Source organism: Brevibacterium iodinum ATCC 49514, assembly GCF_900169265.1.
Lineage (GTDB): Bacteria > Actinomycetota > Actinomycetes > Actinomycetales > Brevibacteriaceae > Brevibacterium > Brevibacterium iodinum.
This window is the reverse complement of record NZ_FXYX01000002.1, coordinates 173,543-191,589: the sequence shown is the minus strand read 5'-3', so window position 1 is coordinate 191,589 and position 18,047 is coordinate 173,543. Positions and strand designations below refer to the sequence as shown.

19 protein-coding genes are annotated in these 18,047 nt (G+C 67.2%); all 19 read left to right on the top strand.

The window, feature by feature from the left end; genetic code table 11:
- Positions 1-3: 3 nt before the first annotated feature.
- The 19 genes from BI49514_RS03660 (at position 4) to BI49514_RS03570 (ending at position 17,934) form a co-directional block, all read left to right on the top strand.
- Positions 4-2,058 carry a primosomal protein N' family DNA-binding protein gene (locus tag BI49514_RS03660; RefSeq protein ID WP_101544378.1) on the top strand — a complete coding sequence of 685 codons (2,055 nt, stop codon included), beginning with the start codon at positions 4-6 and terminating at the stop codon, positions 2,056-2,058.
- A gap of 29 nt (positions 2,059-2,087) precedes the next feature.
- Positions 2,088-3,020 (top strand): methionyl-tRNA formyltransferase, encoded by a 933-nt coding sequence (locus BI49514_RS03655; RefSeq protein ID WP_101544377.1) that lies wholly within the window; start codon positions 2,088-2,090, stop codon positions 3,018-3,020.
- Positions 3,021-3,025: 5 nt separating this feature from the next.
- Positions 3,026-4,594 (top strand): RsmB/NOP family class I SAM-dependent RNA methyltransferase, encoded by a 1,569-nt coding sequence (locus tag BI49514_RS03650; protein WP_101544376.1) that lies wholly within the window; start codon positions 3,026-3,028, stop codon positions 4,592-4,594.
- 3 nt (positions 4,595-4,597) lie between these two features.
- Positions 4,598-5,260, top strand: a complete 663-nt coding sequence (gene rpe, locus BI49514_RS03645; RefSeq protein ID WP_101544375.1) for a ribulose-phosphate 3-epimerase — start codon at positions 4,598-4,600, stop codon at positions 5,258-5,260.
- Between the two features lie 50 nt (positions 5,261-5,310).
- On the top strand, positions 5,311-5,976 hold the full coding sequence (locus BI49514_RS03640) for a nicotinamide mononucleotide transporter family protein (protein WP_101544373.1): 666 nt from the start codon (positions 5,311-5,313) through the stop codon (positions 5,974-5,976).
- Between the two features lie 99 nt (positions 5,977-6,075).
- On the top strand, positions 6,076-6,339 hold the full coding sequence (locus BI49514_RS03635; protein WP_101544371.1) for a phosphoribosyl-ATP diphosphatase: 264 nt from the start codon (positions 6,076-6,078) through the stop codon (positions 6,337-6,339).
- A gap of 53 nt (positions 6,340-6,392) precedes the next feature.
- The gene (gene hisG / locus BI49514_RS03630; protein ID WP_101544369.1) at positions 6,393-7,232 is read left to right on the top strand and encodes an ATP phosphoribosyltransferase; all 840 of its coding nucleotides are present in this window, start codon (positions 6,393-6,395) and stop codon (positions 7,230-7,232) included.
- A 7-nt stretch (positions 7,233-7,239) separates the two neighbouring features.
- Positions 7,240-7,674 carry a PH domain-containing protein gene (locus BI49514_RS03625; protein ID WP_244195112.1) on the top strand — a complete coding sequence of 145 codons (435 nt, stop codon included), beginning with the start codon at positions 7,240-7,242 and terminating at the stop codon, positions 7,672-7,674.
- A 2-nt stretch (positions 7,675-7,676) separates the two neighbouring features.
- Entirely contained in the window at positions 7,677-8,876 is a 1,200-nt protein-coding gene (locus BI49514_RS03620) for a CaiB/BaiF CoA transferase family protein (protein ID WP_101544366.1), read from the top strand.
- 11 nt (positions 8,877-8,887) lie between these two features.
- Positions 8,888-10,390 (top strand): carboxyl transferase domain-containing protein, encoded by a 1,503-nt coding sequence (locus BI49514_RS03615; RefSeq protein WP_101544365.1) that lies wholly within the window; start codon positions 8,888-8,890, stop codon positions 10,388-10,390.
- 9 nt (positions 10,391-10,399) lie between these two features.
- Positions 10,400-11,164: an imidazole glycerol phosphate synthase subunit HisF gene (gene hisF, locus BI49514_RS03610; RefSeq protein WP_101544363.1), complete on the top strand. Its 765-nt coding sequence runs from the start codon at positions 10,400-10,402 to the stop codon at positions 11,162-11,164.
- Positions 11,161-11,517, top strand: a complete 357-nt coding sequence (gene hisI / locus BI49514_RS03605; protein ID WP_101544361.1) for a phosphoribosyl-AMP cyclohydrolase — start codon at positions 11,161-11,163, stop codon at positions 11,515-11,517. Before hisF ends, hisI begins: the two co-directional genes overlap by 4 nt.
- Positions 11,507-13,060 carry an anthranilate synthase component I gene (gene trpE, locus BI49514_RS03600; protein ID WP_244195111.1) on the top strand — a complete coding sequence of 518 codons (1,554 nt, stop codon included), beginning with the start codon at positions 11,507-11,509 and terminating at the stop codon, positions 13,058-13,060. Before hisI ends, trpE begins: the two co-directional genes overlap by 11 nt.
- A gap of 4 nt (positions 13,061-13,064) precedes the next feature.
- Complete coding sequence (locus tag BI49514_RS03595) at positions 13,065-13,613, top strand: Trp biosynthesis-associated membrane protein (RefSeq protein WP_101544357.1); 549 nt, start codon at positions 13,065-13,067, stop codon at positions 13,611-13,613.
- A 96-nt stretch (positions 13,614-13,709) separates the two neighbouring features.
- Complete coding sequence (locus BI49514_RS03590) at positions 13,710-13,979, top strand: HGxxPAAW family protein (RefSeq protein WP_101544355.1); 270 nt, start codon at positions 13,710-13,712, stop codon at positions 13,977-13,979.
- Positions 13,976-14,773, top strand: a complete 798-nt coding sequence (trpC, locus tag BI49514_RS03585; RefSeq protein WP_101544353.1) for an indole-3-glycerol phosphate synthase TrpC — start codon at positions 13,976-13,978, stop codon at positions 14,771-14,773. Before BI49514_RS03590 ends, trpC begins: the two co-directional genes overlap by 4 nt.
- 127 nt (positions 14,774-14,900) lie before the next feature.
- Positions 14,901-16,115: a tryptophan synthase subunit beta gene (gene trpB, locus BI49514_RS03580; protein WP_101544351.1), complete on the top strand. Its 1,215-nt coding sequence runs from the start codon at positions 14,901-14,903 to the stop codon at positions 16,113-16,115.
- A complete protein-coding gene (trpA, locus tag BI49514_RS03575) occupies positions 16,112-16,903 on the top strand; it encodes a tryptophan synthase subunit alpha (protein ID WP_101544349.1) in 792 nt (263 codons plus the stop codon). The genes trpB and trpA overlap by 4 nt, the downstream gene beginning before the upstream one ends.
- Positions 16,900-17,934, top strand: a complete 1,035-nt coding sequence (locus tag BI49514_RS03570; RefSeq protein ID WP_101544347.1) for a prolipoprotein diacylglyceryl transferase — start codon at positions 16,900-16,902, stop codon at positions 17,932-17,934. The genes trpA and BI49514_RS03570 overlap by 4 nt, the downstream gene beginning before the upstream one ends.
- Positions 17,935-18,047: the final 113 nt, after the last annotated feature.

Here is an 18,047-nt window from a genome sequence, read left to right as displayed (position 1 = left end):
GGCGTGGACGAACCCCTCCCGATCGACACCGGCACCTCGGCCGAGGGCCAGGTTCCCCTGGCCCCGACCGAACCGGTCGCCCGAGTGCTCATCGACCATCCCGTCCCGCACCTGGCGCGGACGTTCGACTATGCGGTGCCGGAGAAGCTCGCCGAGGTCGCCCTGCCCGGTGTCCGGGTGCGGGTGAAGTTCGCCGGGAAGCTGCGCGACGGCTATCTGCTCGAACGCGTCGAGTCCTCGGACCACTTTGGGCCGCTGGCAACGATCCAACGCATCAGCGGCCCCATCCAGGTGCTCAGCGATGATCTGCTCGCCCTGAGCGAAGCCGTCGCCCGGCGCTACGGCGGCACCCTCGCCGATGTGCTGCGCCTGGCCATCCCACCTCGCCATGCCCGCGGCGAGAAAGCCGTGCTCAAAGCGGAGAAGGCGGGAGATCCGGCCGCGCAGACCGATTCGGACTCCGCGGACCCGGCGACCGGGCCGAACGACGGGCCGGCGGATGATCCGCAGCTGCTGAACCGCCTCGGCGAATGGGTTCTTACGGCGGGGACGGAATCCACGGCCGACGATGCCTCGGAATCGCCTCGGCGCAGGGCGCTGGCGTGCACACCCGGGCCGACGCCGGGGCTCAGCTGGATCCGTGCCGGACTCGAGGCCGCACGGGCGAGTCTCGAGGCCGGCAGATCCGTGCTCTGGCTGGTGCCCGATCATCGTGAACTCGCCGTGCTCCATTCGACTCTCACCCACGCTGGGATCGCGGAGGTCTCGGTGCTCAGCGCCGACCAGTCACCGGAGCTGCGGTGGCAGGCCTGGCTGCGCGGACTGCTCGGACACACGCGGATCACGATCGGCACGCGTGCGGCGGCCTTCGCCCCCGTCGCGGACCTCGGACTCATCATCTGCACCGATGACGCGAACCTCAACTATCTCGATCAGCACGCCCCGTACCCGCACGCCCGAGAGGTCTGCCTGCTGCGGTCGGCGATCGAGGACACCGAGCTGCTCTTCGTCTCCACAGACCGCAGCGCCGAAGTGCAGCGCCTCGTCGAGATCGGCTGGCTGGCCGACGTCACACCGGTCGGACCGGCCAGGCGGCATGCCGCCCCCGTCGTCTTCGTCCCCGATGAGGACCGGGATCCTTTCGCCTGGCAGCGCATTCCCAGCCGCGCCTGGCAGATCATGCGAACGGCGCTGCGTCCGCGGCCCCGGGACGGCGGAGTGCCCGGTCCGGTGCTCGTTCAGGTGCCGCGCTCCGGCTATTATCCTGTCTTCGCCTGTGCCCGCTGTCAGGAACTCGCCCGCTGCCCGCAATGTCAGGCGACGCTGACCACACAATCGGAGGTCGGTCCCTTCGCCTGCCGGTCCTGCGGCTATCACTCGGAGACGTTCAGCTGCCTGCGGTGCCATTCGAACCGTGTGCGATCGATCGTGCGCGGCCGGGCCCGCACCGTCGAAGAGCTCGCCCGGGCGCTGCCCGATATCGAGATCGTCGAATCCGGAGGCGACCACATCTCCACTGCCCTCGACGAGACCCCGCGACTCGTGGTCGCCACCACCGGAGCCGAACCCTATGTGCTCGGCGGCTACGCCGCGGCGATCCTTCTGGATTCGCTGTGGCCGGGACCCTGGATGCGCTCGATCGACGTAAGTGTGGCACGCCGACTGCGTGCCGCCTCACTCGTGCGCTCACGCGATGACGGGGGAGTCGTCTACCTCGGCGACGAAGACGAACTCATCCGGCAGACCCTGACCGCCTTCGACCCCACGACCTTCATGTCACGACAGCTGAACGACCGGAAGACTCTCGGCTTCCCGCCCTACCGACGGATCCTCGAACTCACGGGAGCAGGCGCCGACATCGCCGAGGTGCTCGAACAGATCGGCGAGGTCGAGGAACTCCTGCGCGAGGACGCCGAAGACGGACAGCGCAGCGTCAGCGCCTACCCGTTCTCCGCCGGAGACCGCGTCGGAACGAGAGCGGCCGAGATCATCGCCTCCCGGTCGGCCAAGAAGCAACGGCAGGTGCGCGTGCGCATCGATGATCCCCGGTCGCTGTGACGGCGCGGCGAACCAGTAGAATCCAAGTCGTGGATATCGTCTTCGCCGGCACCCCTGATGTCGCAGTTCCCGCCCTCGAGGCATTTGCCGAATCGGGCCACCGCATCCGTGCGGTGCTCACCCGACCCGATGCGCCCGTCGGACGGAAGAGGGTCCTCACCCCGTCACCGGTGAAGACCCGCGCTCTCGAGCTCGGACTGCCCGTCATCGAAGCCGGGCGTCTGCGCGGCGACGTCATCTCCCAGCTGCAGGCACTCGATGTCGACGCCGTCGCTGTGGTCGCCTTCGGAGCCATCGCCGGACCCGCCGCACTGGCCACCGCCCGACTCGGCTGGTTCAACCTCCACTTCTCACTGCTGCCGGCCTACCGCGGAGCCGCCCCCGTCCAACGCGCACTCATAGGCGGCGAGACCACCAGTGGGATCAGCGTGTTCCGCATCGACGAAGGCATGGACACCGGCCCCGTGCTGCGACGACTCGAACTGCCGCTCGACCACGCAGATGTCTCCGAGGCACTTGAGGACTATGCACGCCGCGGGGCCCCCGAACTCGTCGCCGCCTTCGACGATCTCGCCGCCGGCACCGCCGCTCTGACCCCGCAGACCGGTGAGTCCAGCCATGCGGAGAAGATCACCGTCACCGACGCCCACCTCGATCTGTCCGCTCCGGCCGCCCGGGTCATCGACCGGGCCCGCGGAACCAGTCCCGCACCGGGACCATGGGTGGAACTCGACGGAAAGAGGACGAAGCTCTTCGGACTCTCACCCGCACCCGAAGTGACGGCCCCCGGGGCTGTCGGCGAACTGACCACCTGGCAGCAGCAGCCGGTGCTGCGCTGCGGTGACGGCTGGGTCAGGGTCGAACAGATCCAACCCTTCGGCAAGGCCCGGATGGCCACGGCCGACTTCCTGCGCGGCCGTGGAGACGTGACTTTCGACCCCTATACCGAGAGGCAAGCATAAGAGCCATGGCTGAGTCAGCAGGCAGAGACCGCCGAGGCGGCAGCCGCGGAAACGATGGCAATCGCGGGCAGCGCCGAGGCGGCCCCCGAGACACCGACCGACGCGGCGGCCACGGCCGCGGACGAAGCGATCGCGGAGGCCAGGATCGCGGAGGCCAGGGTCGCGACCGCCCCCGTCAGGACCGTGGAGCACCACAGGGGGAACGGGCCGGGAAGAACCTGCCGCGGCGCATCGCCTGGGAAGTCCTCCTCGACGTGGCGACGAAAGACGCCTACGCGAACCTGCTGCTGCCGGCCAAACTCGCCCGCACCCATATGGGGGCTCAGGACGCTGCCTTCACCACCGAACTCACCTACGGAACCCTGCGGCGGCAGAAGTTCTACGATGCGGTCATCGAAATCGCCTCGTCCCGAGTCGTCGACAAGATCGATCCCGAACCCCTGGCCGCGATGCGCCTCGGCGCCCACCAGCTGCTGTCGATGCGGGTGCCCAACCATGCCGCACTGTCCGAGACCGTGGCCGTGGTCAAACGATCGGCGGCGAAGACCGCCGGATTCGTCAATGCCGTGCTCCGCCGCATCTCGGAAGCCGAACCCGCCGAGTGGCTCGACCGCGTCACCGCCGAAGCCGACGAGACCACCCGACTGGCGATCGAACACTCCCACCCAGAATGGGTGGTCCGGGCACTGAACCAGGCGCTCAAGGGACATGGCCGCGACGCCGCCGAGCTCGAAGCTCTCCTCGAAGCCGACAACGCACCCGCAAAGGTCGGAGTGACCGCCCTGCCCGGACTCATCGACCGCGCCGAACTGCCGGGGGAACCCACCTCGCTGTCACCGATCGGCGTCACCCTGGAGACCGCGGTTCCCCGGGACGTGGCAGCTGTGGCCGACGGACGCGCCCGCGTCCAGGACGAAGGATCCGCACTTGTGGCCCTCGCTTTGGCCGATATCGACGCACCCACCGGAACCTGGGCCGACCTGTGCGCCGGACCCGGAGGCAAGGCAGCCGTCCTCGCGGCCAGAGCCGCCGGCGAATCGACGACATTGGAGGCCTTCGACTCCAGCGAGCACCGTGTCGACCTCGTCCGCGACTCCACCAAGGCACTGACCAACGTCAACGCCGCCGTCCGCGATGGGCGAGACGCTCGCGGACCCTACTCGAAGATCCTCGTCGACGTGCCCTGCTCCGGACTCGGCGCCCTGCGCCGCCGGCCCGAAGCCCGCTACCGCAGGTCGCCCGAAGACATCACGGCCCTGACGGGACTGCAGCGCGAACTGCTCGCGTCCGCTCTCGACGCCTGCGCGCCCGGGGGAGTGGTCGCCTACTCGACGTGCTCACCGCACTACGCCGAAACCGTGCTCATCGTCGACGAGGTTCTGCGCCTGCGAGCCAAGACGGGAGGTGCGGACATCGAGATCCTCGACACCCCGGAAGTGCTGTCGGCGATCACCGGCACCGACGAGGAGTCGTTCGCGTCTGTGACTCGTGAAGGCGGACGATACGCCCAGCTCTGGCCCCATGTCCACAACAGCGACGGAATGTTCCTGGCCCTCCTGCGAAAGGCGAAATGACCCATGTCGATCGATATCAACCCATCCATCCTGTCCTCGGACTTCTCCGATCTGCGCGGTGAGCTTACGAAGATCAGCACCGCCGATATGGCCCATATCGACGTCATGGACAACCACTTCGTGCCGAACCTCACCTTCGGCCCGCCCGTCGTCGAACGCATCCAGGCGATCTCACCGATCCCGCTCGACGCCCACCTGATGATCGCCGACGCCGACCGCAACGCTCCCGTGTACGCGGAGATCGGCTGCGCCTCGGTGACCTTCCACGCCGAGGCGGCTGCCGCCCCCGTCCGTCTCGCCCGGGAACTGCGCCGTATCGGCGCCAAGGCCAGCCTCGCACTCAAACCGGCCACCCCGATCGAACCCTTCATCGACCTCCTCGGCGAATTCGACCAGATCCTCATCATGACCGTCGAACCCGGATTCGGCGGTCAGAAGTTCCTCGACGTGTGCCTGCCGAAGATCACACGGACCCGCGAAGCGATCTCTGCTGCCGGACTCGAGATCAAGCTGCAGGTCGACGGGGGAGTCTCCGCGGCGACGATCGACCGTGTCGTCGACGCCGGCGCCGACGTCCTCGTCGCCGGCTCCGCCGTCTACGGTGCCGACGATGCCGCAGCCGCCATCAGCGAACTGCGCACCCTCGCCGCCGCACACACCCACTGACCGAACCGGGCCGAACTATGCTCACGGCCCACACCTGAAGAGAGCCTGCGATGGACCTGTTCGACTGGTTGAACACCCCGGCATTCGAACTGCTGGGCAAGCCTGTGCCGTACTCCGACCTGTTCGGCAACATCTGTGCGCTGGCCACGGTCGTCCTGGCCCTGCGCCGGAACATCCTGTCCTGGCCGGTGCAGATCCTCGGCTCCATCCTCCTCTTCTCCGCCAGCCTCTCCGCCGGCCTCGGCGGCAATGCCTCTCGGCAGGTCGTCATCATCGTCGCCGCGGTCTGGGGATGGACGCAATGGAAGAAGTCCAAGGCTGCCGCCGGTGAAGTCCTCGTCCGCTGGGCGAGCTGGAAGGAACGGGCGATCCTGCTCGCAGCTCTCGTCATCGGCACCGGAGTCTTCGGCTGGGTCCTCGCCCTGGGCGGATGGTCCTGGAACCCCTACCCCGATGCCTATATCTTCATCGGTTCGATCGTGGCCATGTACGCCCAGGGCCGGGCCATCGTCGAATTCTGGTTCGTCTGGCTCGCCGTCGACCTCGTCGGCATCCCGCTGGCGATCTCCGGCGGACTCGTCTTCTCCGGTGCCGTGTACCTGTTCTTCCTCGTCATGGTCATCCTCGGACTCATCGACTGGTCGAAGCGGTCACGACAGACGATCTCTGCGCCTCACCGTCCGGCAACCGACATCGGCCGCGACCCCGAGGACTGAGGTCAGCCGCCGGCAGCACCGGTGAGACCCGGGTCCGCCGCGTTTTAGAACATGAGACCCCGAATGCTGCGGCCGATGCGGATGCATTAGGCTGGAGAAGTGAAGACCTTTGAGACTCTCTACGCCGAACTCCAGCAGAAATCCCTCGATCGGCCCACCGGTTCGAAGACCGTGGCCGAACTCGACGCCGGAGTCCATGCGATCGGCAAGAAGGTCGTGGAAGAGGCCGCCGAAGTGTGGATGGCCGCCGAATACGAAACCAAGGAAGAGCTCGCCGAGGAGATCTCGCAGCTGCTCTACCACGTGCAGGTGATGATGATCGCCAAGGGACTGACCCTCGACGACGTCAACACGCACCTGTAAGACCCTCCCACGAACCTGACCGACCCGACGCCATCGAACTCCAAAGGGACCCCATGCTGCGTGTAGCCGTGCCCAACAAGGGCGCACTGTCCGAAGCCGCCTCCGACATGCTCAGCGAGGCCGGATACTCCACTCGACGCGGAACCAAGACCCTGGTCCACCAGGACGAGGTCAACGGAGTCGAATTCTTCTACCTGCGTCCCCGTGACATCGCCATCTACGTCGGCTCGGGCATCCTCGACGCCGGAATCACCGGCCGTGATCTGCTGCTCGAGTCACAGGCCGAAGCCGATGAGGTGCTCGGACTCGGATTCGGCGCCTCGCGCTTCTTCTACGCCGGCACAGTCGGCTCCTTCACTTCGGCCGACCAGCTGGCCGGTGCCCGCATCGCCACGAGCTTCCCGAACCTCGTGGAAGCCGACCTGCAGCGACGTGGAATCGCGGCAACGACCGTGCAGCTCGACGGAGCGATCGAGGTCTCCATCCAGCTCGGAGTCGCCGACGCCATCGCCGATGTCGTCGAGACCGGATCCACGCTGCGCGCCGCGGGACTCGAAACCTTCGGCGAGCCGCTGCTTGAATCAGAAGGTGTGCTCATCCAGCGCGCCGGAGCCGAATCCCGCATCGGCGTGCTCAAACGCCGCCTCGAGTCGGTCATGGTCGCCCGTCAGTACGTGCTCGTCGACTACAACATCGAACAGCGCCTGGTTCCCGAGGCGATCTCGCTGACCCCGGGACTCGAATCCCCGACCGTGTCCCCGCTCCAGGAGACCGGGTGGGTCGCCGTGCGCGTCATGGTCGAAGCGAAGGAAGTCAACAACGTCATGGACCGACTCTACGGAGTCGGGGCGCGTGCGATTCTGGTGACGAACATTGGCGCCTGCCGAATCTGATCTGGCCGTGTTCCGGCCACGACAGGTGCGCGTCGTCAGCATCGTCGGTGCCGTTGCCGTGACCGCTGGGTTCGCGGTCCTGTCCGTGGCGCTGTTCGTCGTGGACTGGGAACCGTGGACAGTGCTCGACATGATATGGATGAACCTGCTGGGCATTCTCTTCGGAGCCGCCCTGCTGCGCATCTCCGATATCCAGGCCCGGCCCACCGAGGAGGGCCTGGTGGTCAAGAACATGGTGCGCACCCGTCGGCTCGACTGGGGACAGATCCTCGGTGTGACGTTCTCACCCGAGGGCGATGACCCGTGGCCCCTGTTGGACCTCACGGACGGCACCACCTGCGCGGTGATGGCGATCCAGCACGCAGACGGTCGCCGCGCCCATGCGGAGGTCGCACGATTGCGTATGCTCATCAAGAGACGCACCCACTTCAAGGAGGATTAGGAATGGCGAACGAGACACCCGAGGCAGGACCCCTGACCGGATACACCGTCGTCGATCTCTCTCGTGCCCTTGCCGGCCCTCATGCAGGAATGATGTTCGGCGATCTCGGCGCGCGGGTGATCAAGGTCGAGAACCCCGGCAAGGGCGATGATTCGCGGTCCTGGGGACCTCCCTTCGTCGGCCCCGAGGACAATCCTCAGGCCACCTACTTCTTCTCGTGCAACCGCAACAAGGAATCCATCGCCCTCGACCTCAAATCCGACACGGGCAAGGACACACTGACCGGACTCATCGCACGCGCCGATGTGCTCATCGAGAACTTCCGCTCCGGCGTCCTCGACCGGCTCGGCTTCTCCACCGCCCGCTGCATGGAGATCAACCCGCGCCTGGTCATCCTCTCCATCACCGGATTCGGCCACGACGGTCCCGAAGCCTCCCGCGCCGGCTATGACCAGATCGCTCAGGGCGAAGCCGGGCTGATGTCGCTGACCGGCTCGGGACCCGATGATATGCAGCGCGTGGGTGTGCCGATCGCCGACCTGCTCGCCGGAATCTACGGCTCGTACGGCGTGCTGGCGGCCCTGCTCGAACGCGAACGCACCGGCAAGGGGAAGGTCGTGCGCACCTCGCTCATCGCGGGAATGGTCGGCGTCCACGCCTTCCAGGGAACCCGTGCCACGGTGGCTGGCCAGGAACCGCAGCCCGGCGGCAACCACCACCCGTCGCTGTCGCCCTACGGCCTCTTCACCTGCCGCGACGGCGCCGTGCAGATCTCCGTGGGCAACGAGAACCTGTGGCAGAAGTTCTGCGCTGCCTTCGACATCGATCCCGCCACCGAGGGCATGGCCGTCAACTCCGAGCGCGTGGAGAACCGTCCGGCTGTCATCGAACTCATCGAAGACCGCTTTTCCGCCTACGACGCAACCGATCTGCTGAACAGGCTCACCGAGGCGGGAATCCCGTCCGGCACGGTGCGCACCCTGCCCGAGGTCTACCAGTGGGAGCAGGCACTCAGCCAGGGACTCAAGGTCTCCGTCGACCACCCCGTGCTCGGCGACATCGACCTGCCCGGACCGCCGCTGCGCTTCTTCGACGCCGATTCCTCCGGTGAGGTCGAAACCACCCGCACCGCTCACGATGCCCCGCCGCTGCTCGACGAAGACGCGGAATCCATTGTGGCGTGGCTCGCCGACGGAAACTGAACGGAGTCGCCATGACGCGTCTCAACGCACTCGAGCTCGTCGACATCGTCCTCGACGAAGGATCGTATCTGTCCTGGGACACCACTCCCGTTCAGCCCGCCGGCGGGATCTCTGACGCCTACGCCGCTGAACTCGAAGCCGCGGCGCAGAAGTCCGGAGTCGACGAATCCATCATCACCGGCGAAGGCACCATCGCCGGCCGTCGCGTGGCCGTGATCGCCGGCGAATTCCGCTTCCTCGCCGGGTCGATCGGCGTGGCCGCGGCCGAGCGCCTCGTCGACGCTATCGAACGTGCGACCCTCGAAGGGCTGCCCCTGCTGGCCGGTCCGGCCTCGGGCGGCACCCGCATGCAGGAGGGCACCATCGCCTTCCTGTCGATGGTGAAGATCACCAACGCCGTCATCGCCCATCGCAAGGCCGGACTGCCCTACCTCGTCTACCTGCGCCATCCCACCACCGGAGGAGTCTTCGCCTCCTGGGGATCGCTGGGGCACGTCACCGTTGCCGAACCCGGATCCCTCATCGGATTCCTGGGCCCTCGAGTATTCGAGGCCATCTACGGAGAGAAGTTCCCGGAGAACGTGCAGACCGGGGAGAACCTGCACAAGATGGGCATCGTCGACGCCGTCATCGGACCCGAACGCATCGCCGGCACGGTCTCCCGCGTCCTCGACGTGCTCATGGGCGCCAAGGAGATTCCCAGCTCGGTGCCGGACCCGGACACGGCCCCGGACAGCGTCGCCCCGAACTCCGATGCCTGGGCCGCGATCACCAGCTCGCGTCGCCCCGAACGACCCGGAGTCCGTGATCTGCTGCGCACCGCAGCGAACACCGTGCTGCCGCTCAACGGCACCGGCGAAGGGGAGAAGGACCCCGGACTGCTGCTGGCCCTGGCGAAGTTCGGTTCCGCACCGTGCATCGTCCTCGGCCAGGACCGATTCCGGCAGGACTCCCGCGCACCCATGGGCCCGGCGGCCCTGCGTGAGGCCAGACGCGGAATGCGATTGGCCGCGGAGCTGCACCTGCCGCTCGTGACCGTCATCGACACCCCCGGCGCTGCCCTGTCGAAGGAAGCCGAAGAAGGCGGCATCGCCGGCGAGATCGCCCGCAGCCTCGCCGACCTCGCCAACCTCGACGCTCCGTCCGTCTCGCTCATCCTCGGTGAGGGATCCGGGGGCGGAGCACTGGCCCTCATCCCGACCGATCGGGTGCTCAGCGCCGAACACGGCTGGCTTTCGCCCCTGCCGCCCGAAGGCGCTTCGGCGATTGTGCACCGCACGACGGAGAGAGCCGCCGAGATGGCTCAGAGCCAGGGCGTGCACGCTCCCATGCTGCAGGCCAACGGAGTCGTCGACCGGATCATCGCCGAACATCCCGACGCCAGCGACGAACCGCTCGACTTCGTCGCCCGGGTCGGTGAGACACTCGAATACGAACTCATCTCGCTCATGCGCGAACCTTCGGCCAGGCGCCTGGCCCGCCGGATGGATCGCTACCGGGGCCTGGGAATCTAGGAGGACTGCGTGGTAGCTGTCAGAGTCATCCCCTGTCTGGACGTGGACGGCGGACGCGTCGTCAAGGGAGTGAAGTTCGCCGACCTCAGGGACGCCGGCGACCCCGTCGAGCTCGCCCGCCGCTACGGCGAGTCCGGTGCCGACGAACTCACTTTCCTCGATGTCACGGCCAGCAGCGGTGATCGGGAGACCGTCCACGACGTCGTCCGCGCCTGCGCGGAAGAGGTATTCATCCCACTCACCGTCGGCGGAGGGATCCGCAGCGTCGCCGACGTCGACCGGCTGCTGCGCGACGGAGCCGACAAGGTCTCGGTCAACACCTCGGCGGTGAAGAACCCGGAACTCATCAGCGAGATCTCCCGACACTTCGGCAACCAGGTCCTCGTCCTCTCTCTCGATGCCCGCCGCGCTCAGGGCGCGAGTACGGAATCCGGCTTCGAGGTCACCACTCGCGGTGGCCGCGAAGGCACGGGCCGCTGCGCCATCGACTGGATCCGGGAAGCCGCCGACCGCGGGGTCGGCGAGATCCTGCTCAACTCCATCGACGCCGATGGCACACGTGAGGGATTCGACCTCGAACTCATCCGTGCCGCCCGCGCCGCCGTCGATGTGCCGCTCATCGCCTCGGGCGGTGCCGGAGCGGTCGAACACTTCGCTCCGGCGGTGGAAGCGGGAGCCGATGCCCTGCTGGCCGCCAGCGTCTTCCACTTCGGTACACTGAGCATCGCCGAGGTCAAGGACGCCCTGCGCGCGGAGGGAATCGACGTCCGATGAGGAGCGACATCGACGCGACTCCGGAGAACTGGCGGGAGATCATCCGAACGAACGCCGACGGGCTCATCCCCGTCATCGTCCAAGAGGCCACGAGCGCAGAGGTGCTCATGCTCGCGTGGATGGACGTCGAAGCCGTCTCCCGCACACTGGAGACGAAGCGGGCCACCTACTGGTCCCGCTCCCGGCAGGAGTACTGGGTGAAGGGGGAGACCTCGGGCCACGTCCAGCACCTTCGCTCGCTCAGCCTCGACTGTGATGCCGACGCCCTGCTCATGCTCGTCGACCAGACCGGACCCGCCTGCCATACGAACACCCCGACCTGCTTCACCGGAAGGACCATCAGTGTCGACTGACCCAGCGGCGAACCCCACCGACCTGCCGATTCGACCCAGCCTCGACCAGTTCCGGGCCCTCGGCGCCGACCACCGACTGGTGCCGGTCCACACCCAGGTGCTCGCAGACTCGGAGACCCCGCTGAGTCTCTACCGCAAACTCACCGACGGCGGACCGGGCAGCTTCCTCTTCGAATCCGCCGTCGCCGGATCCTGGGCCAGGTACTCCTTCATCGGCTCGGCGCCCGTGGCCACCCTCATCTCGACCGAAGACGGATTCCACTGGACCGGCACCCCTCCGGTCGGCATCCCCACCGACGGCGACGTCCTCGACGCGGTCACCGCCACCCTCGACCTCCTCGCGGTGGCCGAAGCGGATTCGGAGCTGCCGCCCATGGTCTCGAGCTTCGTCGGCTACTTCGGATGGGACATCGTCCGTCGCTTCGAGAGGCTCGGGCCGCCGCGGCCCAACGAACACCACCTGCCGACCGTGCAGCTGATGATCCCCGGCGATATCGCCGTCTTCGACCACTATTCGGGAATGGTCACCCTCGTGGCCAACGTATTCAACGTCAACGGCGCCGATACCGGCATCGACGACGCCCACGCCTCGGGAGTCGCACGCATCGCCGCGATGTGTGAGCGTCTGCAGCAGCCCAGCCCGGCAGATGTCCTGCGCCCCCGGAAGGTCGACCCCGAGGTGTCCACCCGCACTCAGCCGCAGGTCTACCTCGACGGTGTGGAGGCGGCGAAGCAGAAGATCGTCGACGGGGAGATCTTCCAGGTCGTCATCGGCCAGCGCTTCGACACCCCGTGCGATGCCGATGCGCTGAGCGTGTATCGGATGCTGCGGCACGCGAACCCGAGTCCCTTCATGTACCTGCTCAACCTCCACGACGACGGAGGGAAACCGGTGAGCATCATCGGCTCCTCACCCGAAGCGCTCGTGACTGTTCGGTCAGGAGAGGTGGTCACCCACCCGATCGCCGGTTCCCGCCCCCGCGGGACCACGCCCGAAGCCGATGACTCCTTGGCCCGGGAGCTCCTGGCCGATGAGAAGGAACGAGCCGAGCACCTCATGCTCGTCGACCTCGCCCGCAACGACCTGGCGAAGGTCTGTGCGGCCGGAACCATCGACGTCAGCGAGTTCATGGACATCGTCCGCTACAGCCACATCATGCACATCAGCTCGACCGTGCGCGGCGAACTCGAACTCGGAACCACCGCCATCGATGTGCTGCGGGCGACGTTCCCCGCCGGCACTCTGTCGGGTGCGCCCAAACCCCGGGCGCTGCAGATCATCGATGAGCTCGAACCCGTCGGACGTGGAATCTACGGGGGAGTGGTCGGCTATATGTCCTTCAGCGGCGACCTCGACCTCGCCATCGCCATCCGCACCGGGGTGCTCCGGGCCGGCACGATGAGCGTCTACGCCGGAGGCGGACTCGTCGCCGACTCCGTGCCCGAGACCGAGTACCAGGAGTCCGAGAACAAGGCCGCAGCGGTGCTGCGTGCCGCCGCCGCAGCCGACGCATTGGATGCGGCGGAAGGAAATCAGAGGTGAGGCCATGACGAAATCACGCGGTGTCCTCATCGTCCTCGTCATCGCCGCTGCACTGTGGGCGCTGACGATCTCCGCCTGGCAGGCCGGTGCCGGAGGCGACACGCTCGGACCCAGCGGAGTGGCGAAGGTCACCGAGGACGCGAGCTCCCAGACCTCACCCGTGGCCACCGCGTGTGTGGCGATCATCGCGGTGTCGGGACTGCTCGCCGCAATGCTCGGGCGGATCGGCCGCTTCGCCGTCCTGGGACTGGCGGGAATCGCCGGAATCGGCTACGGGATCACTGCACTGAGCGCCGCCTCGGCGCCGGGAGCCACTTCCTGGGCGATCATCGCCGCAGTGGCCGCAGGCATCGGCGTCATCGGCATCGTCTGGGTCGCCGTCGCCTCGAACGGGTGGACGAACTCCAACCGCTACGCTCGCACCGCCGAATCCGCTTCCGGGGAGTTCGATTCCGCCGCGACCTGGGACGCACTGTCCCGCGGAGAAGACGTCGAAGACGCATCCGACGACGAAACGTCGACCGACCCGGACACCGACCCGGATTCGAAATGACCTTGTGACCGGGTCGGTGTCCGGTCAGCCGAAGAAGCGTGACACAATGGAGGAAAGATTTCACACGCGTGTCACGCACTCACACAAAGGAGCGCCATGTCGCAGTCCCTCGCCCGCAACGGAGCCGCAGATCTCGACAAATCCACGATCGACTACGCAGCGATCGCCGATCCCGGTCACGGCAACTCGGTGGCGGGATGGACCGGAGTCGTCATCATGCTCATCGGCGTCACGGTCGGCTGTGTGGGATTCACGATCCACAACCCCACGATCACCTACGTCTCCATCGGCATCGTCGCCCTCGGCGTCGTCGTCGGCCTGATCCTGCGCGCCGTCGGACTGGGCAACAAGCCGAAGAAGAAATGACAGTCCTCATCGACATCATCTCCGGTGTGCGGGAAGATCTGCAGGCGCGCCGGAACGAGGTTCCGCTGAGCGAGATCACCGCGCGGGCCGCGGCGGCCGAACCGGTCCGCCCCTTCGACCTGTCCGCCGACTTCGGCGTCATCGCCGAAGTCAAGCGGAAGTCACCCTCCCGCGGTGACCTCGCCGAGATCCCCGACCCGGGCACGCTCGCCGGTCTGTACGCCGCCGGGGGAGCCCGAGCCATCAGCGTGCTCACGGAATCCCGCCGCTTCAACGGCAGTCTCGCCGACCTCGACTCGGTGCGCGCGGCCGTGGACATTCCGGTCCTGCGCAAGGACTTCATGGTCGACGAATATCAGTTCCATGAGGCCCGTGCCCACGGTGCCGATATCGTTCTGCTCATCGTCGCAGCACTCGATCCCGTGCAGCTGGGCGAGTTCCATGCCCTGGCCACGGAACTGGGGATGACGGCGCTCGTCGAGACCCACAATCGCGAAGAGCTGGAGATCGCGACGGAGCTCGGTGCCGAACTCATCGGCGTGAACACCCGCAACCTCAAGGATCTCAGCGTCGACACCGACCGGTTCGCGCCCCTGGCCGAACTCGCTCCCGGCGGCTGCGCCCTGGTGGCCGAGTCCGGCGTCGCCGGAGCGGCCGAGGTATCGAAGTACGCGGACTCCGGAGCCGACCTCGTGCTCGTCGGCGAAGCCCTCGTCACCGGCGGCCGCCCGCAGGCCGCAGTCGAGGAGTACACCGCACTCGGCCGGGAACGCCGCTCCCTGTCCGCATCCTGAACCCTGCCCGCGTCGGCCGCTGCACGTGGCCGACGATGGGCTGACACTGCACCCATTCCGGCGTCCGGTGAGGCGGAGTCTCTCCGCCCCACAGGCCGGCGCCACGAGGAGATCGAAAAGGACCGCAATGACCGATTTGAGCGAGGAGACCGGACCGTACTTCGGAGAGTTCGGAGGCAGGTTCATCCCCGAAGCGCTGATCCCGGCACTCGACGAGATCGAAGAGACCTGGCGCAAATCCCAGGTGGATCCGGCCTTCACCGACGAACTCCTCACTCTGCAGCGCAGCTACATCGGCCGGCCCTCTCTGCTCACCGAGGCCGCTCGCTTCGGCGAGCACTGCGGCGGTGCTCGAGTGTTCCTCAAACGCGAAGACCTCAACCACACGGGCAGCCACAAGATCAACAACGCCCTGGCGCAGGCTCTGCTGGCCAAGCGGATGGGCAAGACCCGTCTCATCGCCGAGACCGGAGCCGGACAGCACGGAGTCGCCACGGCGACCGCCGCGGCCCTGCTCGACATGTCCTGCGTGGTCTACATGGGCGAGGAGGACACTCAGCGCCAGGCCCTCAATGTCGCACGTATGCGTCTGCTCGGAGCCACGGTCAACGCCGTGACCAACGGCACCCGCACTCTCAAGGACGCGATGAACGAAGCCATGCGCGACTGGGTGGCCAACGTCGATGACACCCACTATGTCATCGGCACGGTCGCCGGTCCTCACCCGTTCCCGGCGATGGTCCGCTCCTTCCAGAACGTCATCGGGGTCGAAGCCCGCGAACAGATCCAGGAGATGGCCGGTCGCCTGCCCGACGCCGTCTGCGCCTGCGTCGGCGGCGGATCGAACGCGATGGGACTCTTCGCCGCCTTCCTGGGCGATGCGGACGTGAAGATCTTCGGCTTCGAAGCCGGCGGCGAAGGAGTCGATTCCGGCCATCACGCCGCCCGGTTCTCCGGCGGACGCCCCGGTGTCCTCCACGGCTCCGCCACCTACATCCTCCAGGATGCCGACGGTCAGACGCAGGCCTCCCACTCGGTCTCCGCCGGACTCGACTACCCGTCGGTCGGCCCCGAGCACTCCCACCTCCACGACACCGGGCGCGTGACGTACGAACCCGTCGTCGACGAGGAGGCGATGGAGGCCATGCGACTGCTTTCCCGCACGGAGGGCATCATCCCTGCCATCGAATCCGCTCACGCCCTGGCCGGAGCCATGCGCATCGGCCGTGAGCTCGGACCCGACGCGGTCCTGCTGGTCAATCTCTCCGGCCGCGGCGACAAGGATATGACGACCGCCGCGAAATGGTTCGACTACATCGACGAAGGAGCGGTGCAGGTATGACGTACTCAGGTCCACGCACAGGAACCACCCTCGACGCCGTCGCCGAGGCGGGCCGCAAGGCCGCACTCATCGCCTACCTGCCCGTCGGCTTCCCGACCGTGGCCGGTTCGACAGAGGCCATGGTCGAACTCGTCCGCAACGGCGTCGACATCATCGAGGTCGGTCTGCCGTATTCCGACCCCGGAATGGACGGCCCTGTCATCCAGCGCGCCGGTGAGGCGGCACTTGACAACGGGGTGCGCACCTCCGATGTCTTCACCGCGGTCGAAGCAATCGCAGCAGCCGGCGGCACCGCCGTCGTCATGAGCTACTGGAACCTCGTGCTCCAGTACGGCATCGACAGCTTCGCCCGCGATCTCGCCTCCGCCGGAGGCGGCGGCATCGTCACCCCCGATCTCATCCCCGAGGAGGCAGGACCATGGCTGGCCGCCTCGGAAAAGCACCACCTCGACCGCATCTTCCTCGCCGCCCCTTCGTCGACGCCGGAGCGACTGGCCCGCATCGTCGAGCACAGCTCCGGATTCGTCTACGCGGCCTCGACCATGGGAGTCACCGGCGTCCGCTCCGAAGTCGACAACCATGCCCGCGACCTCGTCGCCCGGCTTAAGGAAGCCGGAGCCGAACGCGCCTGCGTCGGCCTCGGCGTGTCGAACCGCGAACAGGCTGCCGAGGTCGCCGAATACGCTGACGGCGTCATCGTCGGCTCCGCCCTCGTCCGGGCGCTGAACTCCGAAGGAGTGGCCGGAGTCGGTCGCCTCGCCGCCGAGCTCGCTGAAGGGTGTGCATGAGCTTCAGCCCGGCATGGGTCGTCTTCACTGTCCTCGGCATCGGGCTCGCGCTGTGGATGACAGGCATCCAATGGCGCGCCCGCGGCGGCCATAAGGGAGACCTGTGGGCCATCACGGTCGTCGGTCTGCCCGCGGCAATCATCGGCGGACGTCTCGGACATCTGCTCTCGGCGCCGGACACCTACTTCGGCCCCGACGGCAGCCCGCTGCGGGCGCTGGCGGTCTGGGACGGCGGGTTCAGCTTCTGGGGAGCCACCATCCTCGGTCTCCTCTCCGTCTGGGTGCTCACCCGCATCCAAGGCATCAGGCTCCGACCGCTGCTCGACTCGGTCGCACCGGGGCTCATCCTCGGCCACGTCGCCGGAGCCTTCAGCGATTGGTTCGACGGTCGCCTCGAACTGGTCACGGTGCTCACCGAATCGGCGTGGAACCTCATCGCCTGTGTTGTGCTCATCATCGTCTCCAAACGCCTCCGGCTCGGCTACGGACAGGTCTTCGCCCTGTATCTGTGCCTGTTCGGCCTCGGCCGCATTCTGCTCGAGGCCCTGCGGATCGGCACCCCCGCGGCCGAGGACGCGCGCCTGCTCCTCGGGCTGCCGTTCAACGTGTGGACGGCCATCCTCGCCCTGCTCCTCGGCCTCGGCTGGCTCATCGTCTCCCGACTGCGTCACCGCACTTATGAGACCGGTGTCTACATGCACGGGTCCCGGACCCTGCTGCGCCGCCATCGCCGCGGAAAGCACACCTTTGAGATCAATGCACCCAATATCGCCGAGGCGGCCGCAGCCTCCGGAGCCCCGCTGCCTTCCGTAGCGCGGGTGGCCGACCCCGATGACCGCGCGAGCGCGGACGTGCCCGTCGCCGCAGCTGACGATATGGAGATCGAGCGCGAATCAGACATCGATCTCAGTGGTCGCCACAGCTTCGGTTTCTTCGGCGCCGTGACCTCGGCGATCTCGATCGTGCCCGATGTGCGCGGAAATTCGGCGCCTGCCTCCCACGAAGAGAACCCGCAAACGTCCAACAAATGAGACGAATTGGTTCGCTGTTCGTGCCTTTGTCTGCTTTTTCTGAAATTGCACATGGTGTAAGTTAGGTCTCCGGCTGTGAGAGTGATCTCACAGCCGGGTTCGGAAACGCTGTT

What these genes read in the sequence shown, in the direction of transcription:
- trpB (WP_101544351.1), top strand. Translation starts at nt 14,901, where the DNA reads ATGACCGATTTGAGCGAGGAGACCGGACCGTACTTCGGAGAGTTCGGA.
- BI49514_RS03595 (WP_101544357.1), top strand. Translation starts at nt 13,065, where the DNA reads ATGACGAAATCACGCGGTGTCCTCATCGTCCTCGTCATCGCCGCTGCA.
- BI49514_RS03590 (WP_101544355.1), top strand. Translation starts at nt 13,710, where the DNA reads ATGTCGCAGTCCCTCGCCCGCAACGGAGCCGCAGATCTCGACAAATCC.
- rpe (WP_101544375.1), top strand. Translation starts at nt 4,598, where the DNA reads ATGTCGATCGATATCAACCCATCCATCCTGTCCTCGGACTTCTCCGAT.
- BI49514_RS03620 (WP_101544366.1), top strand. Translation starts at nt 7,677, where the DNA reads ATGGCGAACGAGACACCCGAGGCAGGACCCCTGACCGGATACACCGTC.
- BI49514_RS03640 (WP_101544373.1), top strand. Translation starts at nt 5,311, where the DNA reads ATGGACCTGTTCGACTGGTTGAACACCCCGGCATTCGAACTGCTGGGC.
- BI49514_RS03570 (WP_101544347.1), top strand. Translation starts at nt 16,900, where the DNA reads ATGAGCTTCAGCCCGGCATGGGTCGTCTTCACTGTCCTCGGCATCGGG.
- hisG (WP_101544369.1), top strand. Translation starts at nt 6,393, where the DNA reads ATGCTGCGTGTAGCCGTGCCCAACAAGGGCGCACTGTCCGAAGCCGCC.
- hisI (WP_101544361.1), top strand. Translation starts at nt 11,161, where the DNA reads ATGAGGAGCGACATCGACGCGACTCCGGAGAACTGGCGGGAGATCATC.
- trpC (WP_101544353.1), top strand. Translation starts at nt 13,976, where the DNA reads ATGACAGTCCTCATCGACATCATCTCCGGTGTGCGGGAAGATCTGCAG.
- trpA (WP_101544349.1), top strand. Translation starts at nt 16,112, where the DNA reads ATGACGTACTCAGGTCCACGCACAGGAACCACCCTCGACGCCGTCGCC.
- BI49514_RS03615 (WP_101544365.1), top strand. Translation starts at nt 8,888, where the DNA reads ATGACGCGTCTCAACGCACTCGAGCTCGTCGACATCGTCCTCGACGAA.
- BI49514_RS03650 (WP_101544376.1), top strand. Translation starts at nt 3,026, where the DNA reads ATGGCTGAGTCAGCAGGCAGAGACCGCCGAGGCGGCAGCCGCGGAAAC.